This is a genomic window from Streptomyces antnestii (assembly GCF_004005495.1).
In the GTDB taxonomy this organism is placed as follows: domain Bacteria; phylum Actinomycetota; class Actinomycetes; order Streptomycetales; family Streptomycetaceae; genus Streptomyces; species Streptomyces antnestii.
Map to the genome: position 1 here is coordinate 341,200 of NZ_RZYA01000003.1, position 17,594 is coordinate 358,793.

Annotated in this window: 17 protein-coding genes; 2 read left to right on the forward strand and 15 right to left on the reverse strand. The window is 72.6% G+C overall.

The annotated features are described in order from the left end of the window. Positions 1 to 12: 12 nt before the first annotated feature. Positions 13 to 1,149, reverse strand: coding sequence for an IS701 family transposase (locus EOT10_RS09445; RefSeq protein WP_127827638.1), 1,137 nt, complete (start codon positions 1,147 to 1,149; stop codon positions 13 to 15). Between the two features lie 276 nt (positions 1,150 to 1,425). Further along, positions 1,426 to 2,028 (reverse strand): TetR/AcrR family transcriptional regulator, encoded by a 603-nt coding sequence (locus tag EOT10_RS09450; protein ID WP_127827639.1) that lies wholly within the window; start codon positions 2,026 to 2,028, stop codon positions 1,426 to 1,428. 134 nt (positions 2,029 to 2,162) lie between these two features. On the opposite strand from EOT10_RS09450, the gene EOT10_RS09455 reads away from it, so the two are divergent. Then, positions 2,163 to 2,933 (forward strand): SDR family NAD(P)-dependent oxidoreductase, encoded by a 771-nt coding sequence (locus EOT10_RS09455; protein ID WP_127827640.1) that lies wholly within the window; start codon positions 2,163 to 2,165, stop codon positions 2,931 to 2,933. 105 nt (positions 2,934 to 3,038) lie between these two features. On the opposite strand, the gene EOT10_RS09460 is transcribed toward EOT10_RS09455, so the two are convergent. After that, positions 3,039 to 3,752 (reverse strand): HAD family hydrolase, encoded by a 714-nt coding sequence (locus tag EOT10_RS09460; RefSeq protein WP_127827641.1) that lies wholly within the window; start codon positions 3,750 to 3,752, stop codon positions 3,039 to 3,041. Continuing rightward, positions 3,745 to 4,446, reverse strand: coding sequence for a ScbR family autoregulator-binding transcription factor (locus EOT10_RS09465; RefSeq protein WP_127827642.1), 702 nt, complete (start codon positions 4,444 to 4,446; stop codon positions 3,745 to 3,747). Before EOT10_RS09465 ends, EOT10_RS09460 begins: the two co-directional genes overlap by 8 nt. A gap of 125 nt (positions 4,447 to 4,571) precedes the next feature. Between EOT10_RS09465 and EOT10_RS09470 the strand changes: the two genes are divergently transcribed. Next, a complete protein-coding gene (locus EOT10_RS09470; protein ID WP_189491355.1) occupies positions 4,572 to 5,486 on the forward strand; it encodes a ScbA/BarX family gamma-butyrolactone biosynthesis protein in 915 nt (304 codons plus the stop codon). On the opposite strand, the gene EOT10_RS09475 is transcribed toward EOT10_RS09470, so the two are convergent. From EOT10_RS09475 to EOT10_RS09525, 11 genes are all read right to left on the reverse strand, one after another. Then, a complete protein-coding gene (locus EOT10_RS09475) occupies positions 5,452 to 6,183 on the reverse strand; it encodes an HAD family hydrolase (RefSeq protein WP_127827644.1) in 732 nt (243 codons plus the stop codon). The two genes, EOT10_RS09470 and EOT10_RS09475, sit on opposite strands and share 35 nt — an antisense overlap. Positions 6,184 to 6,234: 51 nt before the next feature. Next, complete coding sequence (locus EOT10_RS09480) at positions 6,235 to 7,929, reverse strand: 3-hydroxyacyl-CoA dehydrogenase family protein (RefSeq protein ID WP_189491358.1); 1,695 nt, start codon at positions 7,927 to 7,929, stop codon at positions 6,235 to 6,237. 115 nt (positions 7,930 to 8,044) lie between these two features. Continuing rightward, positions 8,045 to 9,010: an aldo/keto reductase gene (locus EOT10_RS09485; protein WP_127827646.1), complete on the reverse strand. Its 966-nt coding sequence runs from the start codon at positions 9,008 to 9,010 to the stop codon at positions 8,045 to 8,047. A gap of 81 nt (positions 9,011 to 9,091) precedes the next feature. Then, on the reverse strand, positions 9,092 to 10,324 hold the full coding sequence (locus tag EOT10_RS09490; RefSeq protein WP_127827829.1) for a beta-ketoacyl-[acyl-carrier-protein] synthase family protein: 1,233 nt from the start codon (positions 10,322 to 10,324) through the stop codon (positions 9,092 to 9,094). A 5-nt stretch (positions 10,325 to 10,329) separates the two neighbouring features. After that, positions 10,330 to 10,587 (reverse strand): acyl carrier protein, encoded by a 258-nt coding sequence (locus EOT10_RS09495; RefSeq protein ID WP_127827647.1) that lies wholly within the window; start codon positions 10,585 to 10,587, stop codon positions 10,330 to 10,332. An 82-nt stretch (positions 10,588 to 10,669) separates the two neighbouring features. Further along, the gene (locus EOT10_RS09500; RefSeq protein ID WP_127827648.1) at positions 10,670 to 11,698 is read right to left on the reverse strand and encodes a beta-ketoacyl-ACP synthase III; all 1,029 of its coding nucleotides are present in this window, start codon (positions 11,696 to 11,698) and stop codon (positions 10,670 to 10,672) included. Further along, the gene (locus EOT10_RS09505) at positions 11,695 to 13,332 is read right to left on the reverse strand and encodes an FAD-dependent monooxygenase (RefSeq protein WP_127827649.1); all 1,638 of its coding nucleotides are present in this window, start codon (positions 13,330 to 13,332) and stop codon (positions 11,695 to 11,697) included. The genes EOT10_RS09500 and EOT10_RS09505 overlap by 4 nt, the downstream gene beginning before the upstream one ends. A gap of 66 nt (positions 13,333 to 13,398) precedes the next feature. Continuing rightward, positions 13,399 to 14,445 (reverse strand): beta-ketoacyl-[acyl-carrier-protein] synthase family protein, encoded by a 1,047-nt coding sequence (locus EOT10_RS09510; RefSeq protein WP_127827650.1) that lies wholly within the window; start codon positions 14,443 to 14,445, stop codon positions 13,399 to 13,401. Next, positions 14,442 to 15,506 (reverse strand): AfsA-related hotdog domain-containing protein, encoded by a 1,065-nt coding sequence (locus EOT10_RS09515; protein WP_127827651.1) that lies wholly within the window; start codon positions 15,504 to 15,506, stop codon positions 14,442 to 14,444. Before EOT10_RS09515 ends, EOT10_RS09510 begins: the two co-directional genes overlap by 4 nt. Before the next feature lie 87 nt (positions 15,507 to 15,593). Beyond that, a complete protein-coding gene (locus EOT10_RS09520) occupies positions 15,594 to 15,836 on the reverse strand; it encodes an acyl-CoA carboxylase subunit epsilon (RefSeq protein WP_127827652.1) in 243 nt (80 codons plus the stop codon). Then, entirely contained in the window at positions 15,833 to 17,479 is a 1,647-nt protein-coding gene (locus EOT10_RS09525; RefSeq protein ID WP_127827653.1) for an acyl-CoA carboxylase subunit beta, read from the reverse strand. Before EOT10_RS09525 ends, EOT10_RS09520 begins: the two co-directional genes overlap by 4 nt. Between the last annotated feature and the right edge of the window lie 115 nt (positions 17,480 to 17,594).

A 17,594-nucleotide genomic window follows, 5' to 3' on the forward strand; every position in this document is an offset into this window, starting at 1 on the left:
CTGCGGGAGGTCCTACGGTGCGGGATGGGTGCGCGGGCCCGCGTCGTGGCAGAGCCTGCGCTGGGCGGACGCGGCGGAGACGAGCGTCGCGTGGCGGTGCCAGCCGGCGTAGGAGCGGCCGGCGAAGTCGTGCAGCCCCAGTTCGGTCTCGGCGGCGCCGGCCCGTGCGGCGGCGCGCGACGTGATGAGCGCGGCCGCCTGGGAGTGCCGGTCGGCGGACAGGTTGGTCAGCCAGGTGCGGTCGGGCCGCGTGGACGACGTCGTCCATTCGCCGACCAGCTGACAGGTGCGGTCGCCGCCGGGCAGCGGGACGACGGTGGACAGGGCGCCGAGCCGCGGGCCCGCCGCGTCGTCCATCGCGCGGCTCCGGGGGGAGGCGTGCCGGCGCACGAGGGTGCGTACGGTCTCCAGGGGTGGCCGGGGGGCCGGGCCGTGCTCGGGTGCGAGGGCGAGGCGGAGGGTGTCGGGGACCGCGACGATCCAGTCGTGGCCGCGTTCCTCCAGGCCCGCGACGAGTGGTTCGGCATCCAGGTGGCCTTCGGGGTCGATGACGACGGGGGCCCGGCGGGTGGTCCGCGCGAGCCGGTCGAGCAGGTCGAGGCAGAGTCCGGCGGTGTCGGTGTAGCCGGTGGTGTCCGGGATCCGGGCCTGCTCGCGCAGCCGGCTGTCGCCGACCCAGGGGTGAGGCAGGTAGAGCCGCCAGTCCACGGAGACGTCGCCGAGTCCGGTGGTCAGGAACGCCCCTAGTGCGAGCTGGCAGTTGACGGTGCGGCCGAGTGCGGGCACGAAGCGCCGGTGGACCCCGGCGGCGAGGCTGCCCCGCTTGGGGATGACCACGGGGGCCACGGTCCAGGCGTGTACGGGTGTGTGGGCGGCGACCCACCGGGTGAGTTCGGCGCGGACGGGCCGCCATTCCCAGGGGCTGACGTTGACGAACTGCTGGAGTGACTGGGAGGCCGTCGGGGACGGGGTGACGGAGGCCGCCATCCGCCGTACGGACTTCTTGCCGGGGGTGGTGAGCAGGCCCTTCACATAGACCTCGGCCCACCGGCGCTGGTCGGCGCGTGGCAGGTGGGCGAAGAGCCGGTGCACGGCCGGCGCGGAGGCCGTGCAGACGGTGCGCGTGCTGGTGTCGGACGTCCGGTCCATGGGTGGGCTCCTCTCCCGCGACGTGGCCGCCCAGAAAATATAGCGAACGTTCTCTATTTTTCTAGCCCGGTTCTCCGGGAGGTCGGGGGCGGGGGAAGCGGCGAGGGCGGCCCGCGGGCGCTCTGAGCTGGGAAGAGGGGGCGACCTCGGATGTGGGGGAGGCGCCGAAGATTTACGTGAAGCGGCGGGACTGCACGCGAACGGGCACGCACCCCGCGTACGGTGCGTGCCCGGAACGATGCGTTCAGTGGATCTGTCGGGGGATCCGGCTGGGGGCTATCCGGCGGCGCCGGCGAGCGCGGTCAGGGCCTGGAGTGCCCGCGCGAGGTCGTCCCGGGGGTCGTCGCCGCCCGACGCCTCCCGCAGTGCGCCATGCGCCGCCGTCGTGGCCTCGACCCCGGCCATGACGTACGTGAGCAGGGCCGCGGCCGACACGGGGGTGAGGCCGGAGCCGGGGCAGTCGTCGGGCCAGCCGCGCTCCAGGCCCGCGCGCACGTGCGGGACCCAGGCCGCGTACCAGTTGGAGTCGGCGTCGCGGCCCTCGCGGGTGAAGCGGGCGGCGGCCCTGATGCTGGGGGTGGTCTCCAGGGCGGCGGCGAGGGACATGGTGTCGCCGAGCACGTCCTCGAGCCCCGGGGTGCGGCCGCCGGGCCTGTCGTCGTGAAGGACCGCGCGGGTGGCGGCGGCGCCGGCCTCCTGGACGGCGTCGGCCAGCGCGGACTTCGACGCGAAGTGGAAGGTCAGGGCGCCCATGGTGACCCCGGCCGACTTGACGATCCCGAGCAGCGAGGTGCCGGCGTACCCGTGCGCGGCGAACTCGGCGGCAGCGGCCTCGATGAGCCGGCGCCGGGTCTGTTCTGCTCTCTCCTGGCGTGCCATGGGCCTACCGTAGGTCAAGACTTTCCCAAGAACACTCCACGGAAGCGAGCCCGGAACGTTCTTGGCAGGTCGGTCGGCCCGAGGCGTGAGACGCCGTCTCCCGGCCTTCTCCCGCACCTGCTTGACTGCCCGTCATGACCAAGGACGTACGTGACATGGACGGCCGGGTAGTGATGATCACGGGGGCCTCTTCGGGCATCGGCGCGGCAGCGGCGCGCCTGTTCGGCGGCCGGAACGCCCCCGTGGTCCTGATGGCCCGCAGACAGCACCAACTCGACGCGCTGGTCGAGGAGATAGAGGCCGGCGGCGGCAGAGCCGTCGCCGTCGCCGGGGACGTGCGCCGCTCCGAGGACGTCGAGCGGGCCGTCGCCACCGCGGTGGAACGCTTCGGCAGGCTGGACGCCGCCTTCAACAACGCGGGCCACGCCACGCTCGGACAGGACCTGCACGAGACGGCGGACGACGACTTCGACGCCGTGATGGACGTGAACGTACGGGGCGTGTGGAACTGCCTGCGCCACCAGATCAGGGCCATGCTGGCCACCGGCGGCGGCTCGATCGTGAACACGGCGAGCACGGCGGGCCTCATCGCCACCGGGGTCGGCGCCCCCTATGTCGCCGCGAAGCACGCGGTGATCGGCCTGACGAAGGCGGCCGCCGCCGAGTACGGCACACGCGGTATCCGCGTCAACGCCCTTGCCGTGGGCGCCACGTTGACCGAGATGATGGAGTCCGTCGTCGACCAGGCGCCCGGCATCGAGGAGACGTTCTTCGCGCGGGCCGTGCAGCCGCGCTTCGCCGATCCGGTCGAGGTGGCCGAGGCGGCGATGTGGCTGTGCAGCGACGCGTCGTCCTTCGTGACGGGCGCGACGGTGCCCGTCGACGGCGGCGTCCTGGCCGTCTGACCCCTGTTCGCCCGGTGGCGTGTGCGCTCCGGCCGGAGCGCACACGTCCATCAGCGGTGTCTCACACACTCATCAGGGGTGTCTCACACGACCATCAGGGGCGTCTCATGCGCCCACGCTGCGGGCCGCCGTCCACACCGTGCCCGCCGCCGCCTCCTCGTCCAGGGTGCGCAGCAGGGCGTCGTCGATCTCGTGCAGGGAGCCGACGAGGTGGCGTACCCCGGTCTCGCGCATCAGCTCCGCCTGGTGGCTGTGCTCGAAGGTGCTGGGGTGGCCGATGAACGGCACGTCGAGCGCCCTGGCGGCCTCGGCGACGCGCGCCACGTCGTCGATGAACAGCACCTCGCCGTGGTCGAGGCCGAAGTGCGCGGTGATCTCCTTAAGGCCCGGCCGCACGTCGTTCGTGCAGATGTAGTGCGGGGCGGTGAACAGGTCGGCGTACGCGCCGAGATGCTCGTCGAAGTGCGACTTGTCGAGGCCGCCGTAGCAGACCGCCGGCAGGCCCGCGGCGCGCAGCCGCCGGAGCAGTCCGGCCGCGCCGTCCATGATCTCGACCGGGTGGTCGGTGAGGTAGGCGGCGCGCTCCTCGAAGTACGCCTCCAGGGCCTGCTGTCCCGTCAGGTCCTGCGGCACGGAGTCCGCCATGGCCTGGCCCGCGACGGCCTGGCGCTGCGAGAACACCCGGCGCTCCACGTCGGCGGAGTAGGTGCCGCCGCGCCGGATGACGAACTGGTGGATCAGCGGACTGAACGTGTCGTTGAGCAGGACGCCGTCGATGTTCACGGCGGCGAGCCGCAGGCGGCGAGGCCCGTCAGTCATCTTCGCTCCCCTTGTCGCTCCCCTTGTCGTGCGCGTTCTCGTGCACGTTGTCGTGCGCGCCCAGGCCGGTCCACAGGGACATGGCGCGCTCCTGGCTGTTCTCGATCGCGGTGAGGGTCGTGTCGGTGGCGACGCCCGGCAGTAGCAGCTTCCACATGTTCACCGTGCGCCGCGGCAGGTCGGCCCGCTTGGAGACGACCTGCGCGTACTCCTGCATGCCGGTACACGCGCCGACGACGAACTCGGCGAGCTCGGCGATCTCGACGTGGTCGCGCAACTCGCCACCCTCGCGGGCCACTTCGAGGCACTCCTCGAAGCTGCGCGCCCAGACCGCGTACGGGGACGCGTCCTGGAGGCCGAAGCTGGCCTGCTCGCCGGTGAGGCGCACGCCCGCCCGCAGCAGCGGATCGGCCTGGAGCGAGTGCGACCAGATGAGGGTGATGTCCACCAGGCGCTGCAGGCCTGTGGACGGCACGTGCGGCTCGATGGTGTTGCGCTGGGCGTGCATCACCTCGAGGGCGAGGTCCTGCTTGTTCTTGAAGTGGAAGTAAAGCGCCCCCGCCGTGACGCCCGCCCGCTGGAGAATCTTGTTGATCCCCGCACCGGCATAGCCGTACTCGTCGAAGACCTCGGCCGCAGCCCTCAGGAGCTGCTCCCTGGTCTGAAGTGCGCGTTCCTGTTTCGGTGCTGCCATGCCACGTCCCGGTCTCGACAAAAAAAAGAACGCCCTCTATGTTACTGGCTGTGGCGCGGATCCGCTACCGCGTCGGGGGCAGCGCACGACAGCGCACACTCACAGGGGGATCAACGATGAACGACATGGCTTCGACGATCACTTCGATACCTGCTCGCGTCACCAAGGAACTCGTCCACAAGCACGACGCCTCGCAGGTGCTCCTCACGGACATCGCGCGGGTCGGCCAGGACGAGTTCCTGATCACCGCGGACTGGACGGACACCAGCCGCCTGATGAGCACCCACGACAGCCGCCGCGACGACGCGGTGCTGCTCACCGAGACGATCCGGCAGACGTTCCCGCTGCTCGCGCACGCCGGCTACGACGTGCCCTTCGGCCACCACCTGCTGTGGGACGAGTACCGCTACGCCCTCGGACTTGACGCACTGCGCGCCGGCGGCGCGGCCGGGCGGCCCCGGCTGCACATCAAGTGCTACGACATCGTGCGCCGCCGGGGCGTCGTCTCCGCGCTCTCGCTCGACATCACGGTCCTGCGCGACGGCGAGCAACTCGCCACCGCCCACACCCGGTTCAACATCCAGCCCGCCGCGATCTACCGGCGCCTGCGCGGCACGCGCGGCAACGCCCTGGAGATGCTGGAGCTGGCCCGCAGCCGTCCGCTGCCGCCCCCGGTCTCCGGGGCGAGCGAGGAGTTCCGCGACGCCGTCCTGTCACCCACCGACGAGCGCGACCGCTGGGTCCTGCGCGTCGACACGCACCACCCGATGTACTTCGACCACCCGAGCGACCACGCGCCCGGCATCCTGCTCCTGGAGGCCGCCAAGCAGGCGGCCCGCGCCATCCGGCACCCCAGAGCGGGCGTCACGGAGGCGATGGAGACCGTCTTCCACCGCTACGTCGAGCTGGACAGCCCCTGCCGCGTCGACGCGCAGCCGCTGCCCGACGACCAGCAGGGCCGCGCCCGCATCCTGGTGACGATGCACCAGGAGGACAAGCTGTGCTTCACCGCTCTGGTGTCGGTCGCGAAGACGTCCTGACGATCCCGGGCAGCGTGGCACCACCCGCCTCCGTGACGTGGGCCCCGAGGACGAGGTCGTCCCCGACGGCCACCGGGTGGCCCACCGACCGCAGAAGGTCCAGGTCGGACGCGTGATCGCCGTAGGCGGCGGCCCGTGAGGCGGGGATCGAGTGCCGGGCCATCAGCTCGCGCGCGAGCCGGCCCTTCTCCGGGCCGATGACCGGACGTTCGAGATGGCCGGTGACGAACCCGCCGACGCTCTCGGGCTCGCTGCACAGGACGAAGTCCGCGCCCAGGTGCTCGGCCACCGGCTCCAGACAGGGCCGGAACGAGCCGGACACCAGGGCGATCAGCGCGCCCTCGCGCCGGTGGCGCCGCAGCGCCTCCACGGCGGGCCGGTGCAGCAGGCCGCCGCGCGCCAGCTCCGCGTCGAACCAGGCGCGGCCGTGCGCGAACAGCTCCTGGTGCGGCCGGCCCGTGAAAAGACGGTAGTACTCGCGGTTCGTTTCCGCCCGCGAGACCCCGGCCGCCGCCCGGTCCCGCAGCTCACCCGCCGCCACCGTGTACGCGGAGGGCGGCAGGCCGCGTTCGCGGTAGTGGAACTCCAGGAAGCGGAACATGCTCTTGACGGTGATCAGGGTCTCGTCGACGTCGAAGAAGGCGATGGCGACGGACGAACGCGGCGCGTGGGCAGGGGTGTTGGGGGCTTCGGGCATGTGAGGTGCCTTCCGTGCGGGGCGGGGGCGGGGGCGGGTTCGGCCTCTGACTCAGGCCGCGACCGTGGCGGGGACGGTGGCCGCGGCGCGCGCCGTCAGATACGCGCGCACTCCCTTGCCGGCCGTCTTGCGGCCCAAGTGGCCCGCCGCGACGAGCTCTTCGAGCAGCGGCGCGGGCGCGGGTGTCCACAGCGCCGGATCGGCGTGCAGCCTCCGCTGCACCTCCAGGGCCACATCGGCGCCCACGGTGTCCAGCAGACGTACGGGGCCGAGCGGCTGACCGCCCACCGACTTCAGGGCGAGGTCGAGCGTCGCCGTGGTCGTGTCGCCCGCGTCGAGGATGCCCAGGGCCTCGTTCAGATAAGGGAAGAGCAGGGCGTTGACGATGAACCCCGCCCGGTCGCCGCATTCCACCGTCCGCTTGCCGAGGCGCTCCGCGACCGCGCGGGCGCGGGCCAGGGTGTGGGCGCTGGTGCGCTCGCAGGGCACCAGCTCCACCAGCGGCATCAGCGGCGCCGGGTTGAAGAAGTGCAGGCCGAGGACGTGCGCGGGGCGGCCCGCGGGTTCGGTGCAGGCGTTCACCGGCAGGCTCGACGTGGACGTGGCGAGCAGCGTGTTCGGCGCGCACACCTCGCCCAGCTCGGCGAAGAGCCGCCGCTTGACGTCCAGGTCCTCCACCACGGCCTCGACGACGATGTCCGCCGTCGCGAGCACGGACCGGTCACTCGTCGCGACCCAGCGGGCGGGGGCATTCTCGTCTGAAGTGGCGTCCGTGGACGGTGAGTTGCGCTGGAGTGCGAAGTCCACGCGCTCGGCGGCGGCCGCGGCCTTCTCGTCCGTCCTGGCGAGCAGCGTCGTACGGAACCCGCCGCGGACGAAGGACTCGGCGATGCCGGTGGCCATCGTGCCCGAGCCGATGACGACGACGTTGCAGCCGGGCGGAGCGGTGGGCGCGACCGTGCGGTCGTCGGCGGCCCGGTCGTCGTGACGGTGGAAGCCCTGGCCCGTCTTGACGCCGAGGGCGCCGCGGGCGATCAGTTCGTCGAGGACCGGGGCGGGCGCGCGGTGGCCGCCGCCGAGGTCGCCGAGGCGGGTGAGGATGTCGCGGGCCGTGTCCAGGCCGATCGCGTCGAGGGTGGCGAGGGGGCCCTCGCTCCAGCCGCAGCCGAGCCGGACCGCGGTGTCCACGGCCTCGGCGGTGGCGTAGCCGTCGTGGACCATCCACGCGGCCTGGTTGAGCAGGCCGAACAGCAGGCCGGGAGCGAGGGAGCCGGCCCGGTCGCCGGTCCGGTGGGTCTTGATCCCGGCCGCCGTGAGGATCTCCTCGACGCGGGCGGCGGCCGCGTCGCCCGCGTGCGGGGCGCGGGCCAGTTCGACGGCGTCCAGCGCGTCCGCGCGCAGGAACCGCAGCGCGAACAGGTCCTGGCCCGCCGCCTCCTGCAGCTCGGTGAGCGGGGTCGTCAGCGCCGTGGTGAGGACGGGCGTGCCGGGCCGGCGGTGTTCGCGCAGGGAGCCGAGGACCAGGCGCTTCAGGGCCGGCGGTTCCGGTACGGCCTCGATGACCAGGTCGGCCGTGGCGACGCCCGCAGGGAAGCGGGTCAGCGTGCGGGGCCGCTCGCCGGGGTCCAGGGCCAGCGCCCTCACCAGGGCCGCGGGGTCGTCGTCGATACCGGTGACGGCGAGCCCCGCGCGGGTCAGGCGGCGGGCGAGCGCGAGCCCGGTGCCGCCGAGGCCGACGACGGCCACGGTGAATCGGTGAGGGGAGACATCGGTGGAAGAAATGGAAGAAGTGGAAGAAGTGGAAGCGGTGGTGGAGGTGTGGTCGGCCATGGTGCTGCTCCTGCCTTCGCGGGTGGGGGCATCAGTAGCGGCTGCCGGTGGCGGCGGGCGCGGCGTCCAGGTCGCGCAGGTCCTGGAAGGTGAGGCGCAGGTCCGCCGCGGCCAGGTTGGCCGCCAGATAGCGCGGCTGCTTGGTGCCGGGGATGGGGACGACGTGGTCGCCCTGGGCGAGCGTCCAGGCGAGCGCGACCTGGGCGGCCGTGGCGCCGTGGCGGGCGGCGACCTCTTCGACCGCCTTCACGATGCGCAGGTTCGCGGTGAACGCCTCGCTCTGGAAACGCGGGTTGGTGGCGCGGAAGTCGCCGTCCTCGAAGTCGTCCGGCCCGGTGTAGCGGCCGGTGAGGAAGCCCCTGCCCAAGGGGGCGAAGGGCACGAACGCGGCGCTGTTGGCGGCGCACCACGTGGCGATCCCGGTGTCCGGGTCGAGCGGTTCGCGGGTCCACAGGGACAGTTCGGACTGGACGGCCGCGACGGGGTGCGCCGCGTGCGCGGCGGCCGCCTCGTCCACGGTCACCTCGGAGAGCCCGATACGGCGGACCTTGCCCTCGCGCACCAGGTCGGCCAGGGCGCCCCAGGACTCGGCGAGCGGCACCTCGGGGTCGACGCGGTGCAGGTAGTAGAGGTCGATGACGTCGACACCCAGGCGGCGCAGGGACGCGTCGGCCGAGCGCCGGATGTGGTCGGGGGAGCCGTTGCGGCTGAGGGTGCGGGTGGCGAGGTCGTCCACGACGATGCCGGTCTTGGTGGCCACGACCGCGTCGTCGCGGCGCCCGGCGAGCGCCCGCCCGACCAGGGTCTCGTTGTGGCCCGAGCCGTAGGCGTCGGCGGTGTCGAGGAGGACGGGGCCGGCGTCGAGCGCGCGGCGGATCACGTCCACCGAGGCCGCGTCGTCGCGCAGCGACTCGGCGTATCCCCAGCTCATTCCCATGCAGCCGAGGCCGATGGGGTGGACCGCGGGACCGGTGCTGCCGAGCTGTCGCGTGTTCACGCGAACTCCCTTGCTGGTGTGGTTACTTGAATTCGTGTACTTGAGGTGGTGCCGGGCCGGGGCGCCGGTGCCCCGGCCCGTTCAGGCGGCGGTGAGGACGAGGGCGGCGTTGTGCCCCCCGAACCCCAGCGACGTACTCGCGGCGACCTGGATCCTCTTCTGCCGCGCCCGCCCCGTCACCACGTCGATGTCGACGTCGATCGACGGGTCGAGCGAGTCGACGTTGGCCGTGGGCGGCAGCGCGCCGTGGTGCAGGGCGAGCGCCGTGTACGCGGCCTCGACCGCGCCGGCCGCGGCCAGGGTGTGTCCGGTGACCCCCTTGGTGGAGGTCACCGCCGCCCGGTCGCCGAGCACCGAGTGCAGGGCGCGGGCCTCGGTCAGGTCGTTCATCGGGGTCGACGTGCCGTGCGCGTTCACGTGCTCCACCTCGTCGGGGAGCACCCCCGCGTCGCTGAGGGCGTCCCGCAGGGCCCGGGCCAGGCCCGCGCCCTGCGGGTGGGGCGCGGTCGCGTGGTGCGCGTCCGACGTCGCCGAGAACCCGGCGATGTCGGCGTAGCGCCGCGCGTTACGGGCGGTGGCGTCCTCGCAGCGTTCCAGTACGAGGATGGCCGCGCCCTCACCGGCCACGAAGCCGTCCCGGTCGTGGGCGAAGGGGCGGGACGCCGCGGCCGGGTCGTCCGTGCGGGCCGACAGGGCGCCCATCCGGGACAGGCCGTTGAGGGTGCCCGGGCTGATCGCCGACTCGGTGCCGCCGGCGAGGACCACGTCGCACAGGCCGGAGAGCAGCCATTCGCGGGCGGTGCCGATGGCGGACGCCCCGGACGCGCAGGCGGTCGCCGTGACCAGGCTGGGGCCGTGGATCTTCTGGTCCATGGCCACGTACCCGGCGACCATGTTGACCATCCCCATCGGGATCATCAGCGCGGACACGTCGTCGGGCGTGCCCTCGAAGTACGTCCGCAGCTGCTTCTCCAGGGTGGCGACGCCGCCCAGCGAGTTGCCGATGACGACGCCGACGCGGGTGCCGTCCCAGGACCCGCAGTCGAGCCCCGCGTCCTTGACGGCCTGCCGTGCGCTCACGATGGCGAGCTGCGCGAACCGGTCCAGCTTCCAGGCGTTGCGCCGGCCCAGTTCGGCCGTGGCGTCGAAGCCGGGGACGCGGCAGGAGATGTCGACCCGCTCGCCCCTGAGCTCCGGGTCGGTGGTGGCGGCGGACACGCCCGACAGGACGCGCCGCCAGTTCTCGTCGACGCCGATGCCGGCCGGGGTGACGAGGCCTATACCGGTGACCGCGACTCCGCGGCCCCGGGCCACCCCGCTCACGCCTGGTCCGCCTTCGCGGAGATCACGGCGACGGCCTCGTCCAGGGTGAAGGACGACTTGAGCTCGCCCTCGACCAGGACGATGCCCATCTCCTTGCGGAGGATCAGGCTGAGCTCGACGAGTATCAGCGAGTCGATGTCGAGCTCGTCGAACGTGGCGCCCGACAGCAGCTCCGCCTCGTCGAGGCCGAACTTCTCGCTGATGAGGCCGGAAACCTTGTGCTTGAGGGAGAACTCGACGGAAAGAGCGGTCATGACTGACTCCTGTTGTCTGTGAAATGAGGTGTCTGTGAAAGGGGTTGTGTGTGAGGTGAGTTGAGGATTTGGCGGCACAGGCTCACGACTGCGTGACCGGTTCGACGTCCGGCCAGACCAGCGCCGCCGATCCCCAGGTGAGGCCGCCGCCGAAGCCCGTGAGGACCACCCGGTGACCCGGTACGAGATCGCCACCGGCGGCCGCGTCGGACAGGGCGAGCGGGATCGAGGCGGCGACGGTGTTGCCGACCCGGTCCAGGTTCACCACGAGCTGCTTGTCCTCCAGGCCCAGCTGCTCGCCGACGGCGTGCAGGATGCGGACGTTGGCCTGGTGGGCCACGACCTTGTCGAGGTCGCCCGGCGTCCAGCCGACCCGGTCGAGGAGCCGCTGCGAGGACTCGCTCATGTTGATGACGGCCTGGGTGAAGACGGGCCGGCCCTCCATGGCGAAGAACTCGTCGCCCGGGGCGGGCGGTTCGCCCGTCGAGCGCTGGCGGGAGCCGCCGGCCCGCACGGTGATGAGGTCGGCGCCGCCGCCGTCGCTGCCCAGGTCGAAGCCGAGGAGCGCGCCGGGTTCGCCGGACTCGCCGGCCCGCAGGACCACCGCTCCCGCCCCGTCGCCGAAGATGGCGCGGGTGGTGCGGTCGACGGGGTCGAGGATCGTGGAGAAGGTGTCCGCGCCGATCACCAGGGCCCGCTCGGCGACCCCCGCCGTGATCATGGAGGCGGCGGTGGCGAGGGCGTACACGAAGCCGGTGCAGACCGCCGCCACGTCGAACGCGGGGACCGTGCCGAGGCCGAGCCGGTGCGCGACGCCCGGCGCAGTGCCGGGGCAGGGCCGGTCGGGGGTGCTGGTCGCGAGCACCACCAGGTCCACGTCGGCGGCCTCGGCGCCGCCCTTCCTGCGGGCCGACTCCAGGGCGCGTTCCCCGGCGGCGACGGCCAGGTCCGAGGTGGACTCGCCCGGCGCGACGACATAGCGCAGGCCGATGCCCGTACGCGTACGGATCCACTGGTCGGAGGTGTCGAGCTGGGCGGCGAGCTCCTCGTTGGTGACGGCGGTCGCGGGCAGCGCGCCGCCCAGGCCGCAGACCACGGCGGCGCGGCTCATGAGGCCAGCTCCTCGATCTCATGGACGGTCGGCACGGCCCGCACGCTGCGCGCGGCGGCCTTGAAGGAGCTGCCCGCGCGGCGCAACGCCGCCCGTACGTCGGCCGGTTCGGGCGCGATGAGCGCCGCGACGTGCCCGTCCGGCCGTACGAGCACGGCCTTCGGTTCCTTGCCGAGCAGGGGCGCGAAGCCGGGCCAGGCGGAGATGTCCTGGACCGCGACCCCATCCGGGGCGGCGGCGGTCAGCGCGTCCCGGTTCGCGACCCAGCCGGAGTCCTGCCGCTCGCCCGCCCACAGCAGCAGCGTCAGCCGCGCCGGGTCGATCGAGGGCCAGCGCTCGGCGCCCCGCTGGGGCGTGCCGTGCGCGGCGAACACGGGGAGGCGGTCGCCGGCGCGGACCTTGCGGGTGAGACCGGGAAGGGTGTCGCGCAGGGATTCGGCGGGCCGGTAGCTGACGTCGTGCTGCGCCATCAGCGGGGCGCCGAAGCGCTGGAGGAGGCCGGTGCGCGAGGCCACGCGCAGGGCGGCGTCGCGGGCGACTATCTCGTGGCGCCGCTTGAACAGGCCCCAGCTGGTCTGCTTCGCGGTCGTCAGGACGATGCGCTCGGCGGCCAGGTGCCGGTCGGAGTCGTAGGTGTCGAGGATGCCCGGCTCGTAGTGGCCGTTGACGACGCCGGCGAGCTTCCAGGCGAGGTTGACGGCGTCCTGGATGCCGGTGTTCATGCCCTGGGCGCCGGCCGCGCTGAACACATGGGCGGCGTCGCCCGCGAGGAACACGCGTCCCGCCCGCATCGTCTCGGCGACCCTGCGCCGGGCCCGGAAGATCGTCGACCAGTCCAGCTCGCCGACCAGGCCCGGGCGCGGCGAGCGCTCGTCGAGGAAGTGCTGGAACAGCTCGCGCGGCGGGCCCTGCTCCTTGTCCCAGTCCGGCACGCTGATCGCGAGCCGGAACTGCCCTTCGCCGAACGGCGCGATACCGAGGGCGCCGGTGCGGGAGTAGCAGTAGACGAGGGAGTGGGGGTCCATGTCGCCGTCGACCGGACCGTCACCGATGGCGAACAGCACGTCGTTGCCCGTGCCGAGGAGTTCGATGCCGGCGAACTCGCGGACCGCGCTGCGGGCGCCGTCCGCGCCGATCACCCAGTCCGCCTCGATCTGCTCGACGCGCCCGTCCTCGCGCTCCACGTCGGCGACCGGGCGCGGCCCCGACGTGTCGAGGCCGGTGAGCGTCCCGGACTCGATCTCACCGCCGTACGCGGCGAGTCGATCGCGGATGACGGCCTCGGTGGTGTCCTGCGGGATGACCACGCCGAACGGGTACGGGGTGTCGGTGAGCCGGCTCATCTCGATGGCGCCGATGGACCGCTTGTCGGAGTAGTACTGCACGGAGTCGAGGCGGTTGCCCGACTCGACGACGCCCTGGGCGGCGCCGATGCGGCCGAGGAGTTCCAGGCTGCGCGGCCAGACCACGCTGGCCCGGGAGTGCTGGACGGGCCCGGCGGCCGAGTTGTCGATCAGTCTCACCGGAACGCCCTGGCTGAGCAGTTCGGTGGCGAGCACCAGGCCCACGGGGCCCGCGCCCACGACGAGGACGGGACGTCGTCCGCCGGGGCCCTCGCGCAGAGGGATCGTCATGACAGGTGTGCCTTTCGTCGAGTCGTTGAGTCGTCGAGTCGGTGGCTAGGACACGCGCTGGGGCGGTCAGGGGCGGTGCACCACGACGGCGCTCCAGGTGAATCCGGCGCCGGCGCTCAGCACGGCGGCGTACTCACCGCGTTCGAGTCGGTGGGGGCTCGCGCCCGCGGACAGGGCGGTCAGGTTGGACAGGAGGTCACCGGCACCGAGGTGTCCGGTGCGGCCGCCCAGGTCGGCGACCGGCGCGTCCGTGACGTCGGCGACGGCGGGCCCGTACACGTCGCGGGCGGTGGCCCGGCCGAGCCTCGGCAGCAGTACGGTGCGCAGCTTCCGGCCGTCCCCGCCGATGCCCGCGTCGGACAGGGCGTCGGCGAGGACCTCGCTGGTCTCGCGCCGCAGCCGGCCCAGGAACTCGGGCTTGCCGTGCGCGGCGAGGAACGCCTTCTTGGTACGGCGTACGTCCACGGCGGCGCTGCTCGTGTGGGGTGCCGGATGGAACGTGCCCACGTCGCGGTGGGCGGTCTCCAGGGCGGGGACGGCCCGGGTCCGCAGGGCGCTCAGGGTGAGCGCGCCCTCCGGCACGTCGTCGGGGGTCGCGGCCCGTGCGACGACCGCGGCGGTGGCGCCGTCGCCGTACCAGACGCCGTAGTCACCGGCCCAGCGGTCGAAGCCCGGCGCCGCGAAGCGGTCCGCGGTGGTCACGAGGACGGGCGCGGTGTCCTCGCCGGCCGCGAGGTGGTCCACCGCGGCGCCCAGGGCGGCCGCCGCGCCGTTGCACATCTGCTGGATGCCGGTGGGGACGGCCCGGTGCGCGCCGGTCCCGGCGGCCACGTAGTGGGCGGGCGACCAGAAGTCGTGGCCTTGGTAGTAGGTCCACGCATGCAGCGTGGCGGACAGGTCCTCGGCACTGGCGCCGACCCGCGACAGGGCGCGGTGCGCGGCCCGTACGGCCATCTCGGGCGCCGACTCCCCGTCGGACACGGGCAGTTGCTCGTACCCCATGGCGTCGGCCTCGGCGGCCGTCACCCGGCCGTCAGCGAGCGCGTCGGCCGTCTTCTCGGCGGTGGGCGGCAGCCACTGGGAGGCCGACACCCACACCTGGTCCGGGATCACAGGCACTCCTCGCCCTCGGGCAGCACGCTGACCGCCGCGGACGTCGTGGTGTGCATCCGGCCCGACGCGATGACGTCGCCGTCCTGCTCGAAGTCGATGTGGAACGTCCGCAGGTCCGGCAGCATCAGGCTGAGGTTGTCCTCGTGGGCGTACGGCTCGGTCTTGCGGATGTGGACCGTGGTGGGGGCGTCCAGCTCGGCGTAGCGCATGAAGTCGAAGTCGAAGCCGGCGACGGTCGTGCGGCTCACGGAGGCGCCCCACAGGTCGGAGACGCCGAGCAGGCACAGCTGCCGCGCGGCCTCCATGAGGACCATGCCGGGCACGTGGTCCTGCCCGTGGTCGAACATGCTGCGGTTGTCGAGCGGGATCCGCACGGTCGCGTACGCGTTGTCGGTGTTGACGGTGGCGGAGGCGAGCACCACGTTCGAGGGGGAGCTGCGGCCGACGAGGTGGGGGGCGACGTGCGCGTTCTCGCGGGGGATGTCCTTGAAGGGGACGAGTGGCCTGCCGCGGCCCTGGACGCGTACGGCGTCGTAGACCTCGGCGGGTATGTAGCCCACGTCCATCTTCACGAAGCCGAGGCAGCGCTTGGCCAGCTTCATGTCGATGCCGAAGGTCAGCCGGCGTACGTCGCCCGGGGTGCCGCGCCGGTTGCTGGTGCGCACCGAGATCCGCAGTTCGCCCGGCGTCTCCTCCTCCGGCAGGGTGAGCAGGCCCGGCAGCTCCATGGACCAGGACCGCAGCAGGAACTTGCTCTTGCGCGACACCCCGGCGAACTCGTGCCCGCCGTACGTCTCCGCCTGCCGGCAGCACTCCAGGAGGAGCATCGGGTCGGGGGCACCGAGGCGTGAGGTGTGCTCGGTGTAGTAGGCGTGCGACGGGGGGAGCTGGGCGGCGGCGAGGTAGTCGTCCTCACCGGTCTGCCGGCTGTCGGTCAGAAAGACCTCGGAGAGCGCCCAGCGGTGCAGAAGGGAACGGTCCACGGTCCGCATGAATTCGAGATTCGCGGCGCCGGGCAGGCAGGTCTTCGCTGCGGGAGTTTCAGCGGTCTCGGTGTTCATATTCGTCCTCCTGATGCCTTGAATACATTGTCGAGGGGGGTGGCAAAGCGTTCACTAAAGGCGGCCTCAAGGCGATTTCGGCCCTACTCAGGCCGCCCAGGCGAGAGGGCTGCGGTAGCTGTCGGCGGGGCGGTCCCACTCGGCGCGGGCGGGCGCCACGACGGTGTCCTCGCCGGCGTCGGCGCGGGAGCGCAGGGTGGCCGTCAACACCGCGACGAGCGCGGCGAGTTCGGCGGGAGTGGGGTTGCCGCGCACCACATGGAACGCGGCCTCCCGCAGTACGTCGGGGCCGGACGCGGCGCTCGCCCCGGAGCCCGTCGCGCCGCTCACAGCGGCGTGATCCCGTGCTTGCGCTGCGGCAGCGCGCGGTGCTTCGTGCGCAGCATCGCCAGCGACCTGGCGAGCACGGCCCGTGTCTCGCCCGGCTCGATCACGTCGTCCACGAGGCCGCGTTCGGCCGCGTAGTACGGGTGCATCAGCTCGGCCTTGTACTCCTTGACCATCCGCTCGCGCATCGCGGGCGGATCGTCGGCGGCCGCGATCTGCCTCCGGAAGATGACGTTCGCGGCGCCCTCGGCACCCATCACCGCCACCTCGTTCGTCGGCCACGCGAACGACAGGTCGGCGCCCACGGAACGCGAGTCCATGACGATGTACGCGCCGCCGTACGCCTTGCGCAGGATCAGCTGGATGCGGGGGACGGTGGCGTTGCAGTACGCGTACAGCAGCTTCGCTCCGTGCCGGATGATGCCGTTGTGCTCCTGGTCGACGCCCGGCAGGAACCCGGGCACGTCGAGCATCGTGACCAGCGGGATGTTGAAGGCGTCGCACAGCGACACGAACCGGGCCGCCTTCTCGCTCGCCTTGATGTCGAGGACGCCGGCACTGGCCATCGGCTGGTTCGCGACGACGCCGACGACGTGCCCGTCGATCCTGGTCAGCGCGCACACCACGTTGTTCGCCCAGTCCGGCTGGATCTCGAAGTACTCGCCGTCGTCGACGAGTTCCTCGATCACGGCCTTCACGTCGTAACCCCGGGCCGGGTCGGCGGGCACCAGGTCGGTGAGCGCGTCGGTGCGCCGGTCCGGCGGATCGTCGGTGGCCACCACGGGCGGCGCCTGCCGGTTGTTCGAGGGCAGGAAGGACAGCAGATACCGCACGTCCTCCAGGCAGGACACCTCGTCGTCGTACGCGAACGCCGACACACCCGAGACCGACGCGTGCACGTCGGCGCCGCCCAGCTCGTCCATGCTCACGCGCTCGCCCGTGACCGCCTGCACGACGTCCGGGCCTGTGATGAACATCTGCGCCACGCCCCGCACCATGAACGTGAAGTCGGTCAGCGCCGGCGAGTACGCGGCGCCTCCCGCACACGGCCCGAGGATCACGCTGATCTGCGGAATCACCCCGGACGACAGGGCGTTTCGGCTGAAGATCCCGCCGTACCCGGCGAGCGCCGTGACACCTTCCTGGATACGGGCGCCGGCCCCGTCGCAGAGGCTGACCAGGGGCGCGCCGGACGCCTCGGCGAGATCCATCAGCTTGTGGATCTTCTGCGCGTGGGACTCGCCGAGCGCGCCGCCGAAGATCCGGAAGTCATGGGCGTAGACGAAGACCTGACGGCCCTCGACCGTGCCCCAGCCCGTGATCACACCGTCCGTGTGCGGCCTGCGCTTCTCCAGGCCGAAGCCGGTGGCGCGGTGCCGGCGCAGCGGCTCCAGTTCCGTGAACGAGCCCTCGTCCAGGAGGAGTTCGATGCGCTCGCGGGCCGTGAGCTTGCCCCGGTCGTGCTGTGCCTGCGTCGCCCGCACCCCGGGCCCCGCGTGGACCTCGGCGCGCAGCCGGCGCAGCTCCTCGACGCGCACATGCACGCTGTCGGGCCGCTCCGGCTCACTCTCCCCGGAGACGTCCGGGCTTGGTGCGACGTCTTGTGTGACTTCTTGCGTGACGGGTTTCTCGACCACCGTGGTCATGTCCTGCCCTCCCATCCGACCGGCACCTGAATGGCGCCACCCGGGGAAAAGCATTCGGGGCGGCCGGCAATGCGCGACTCAAGGCCGGGAAAAACGGCAATTCTTTTCCACGGCT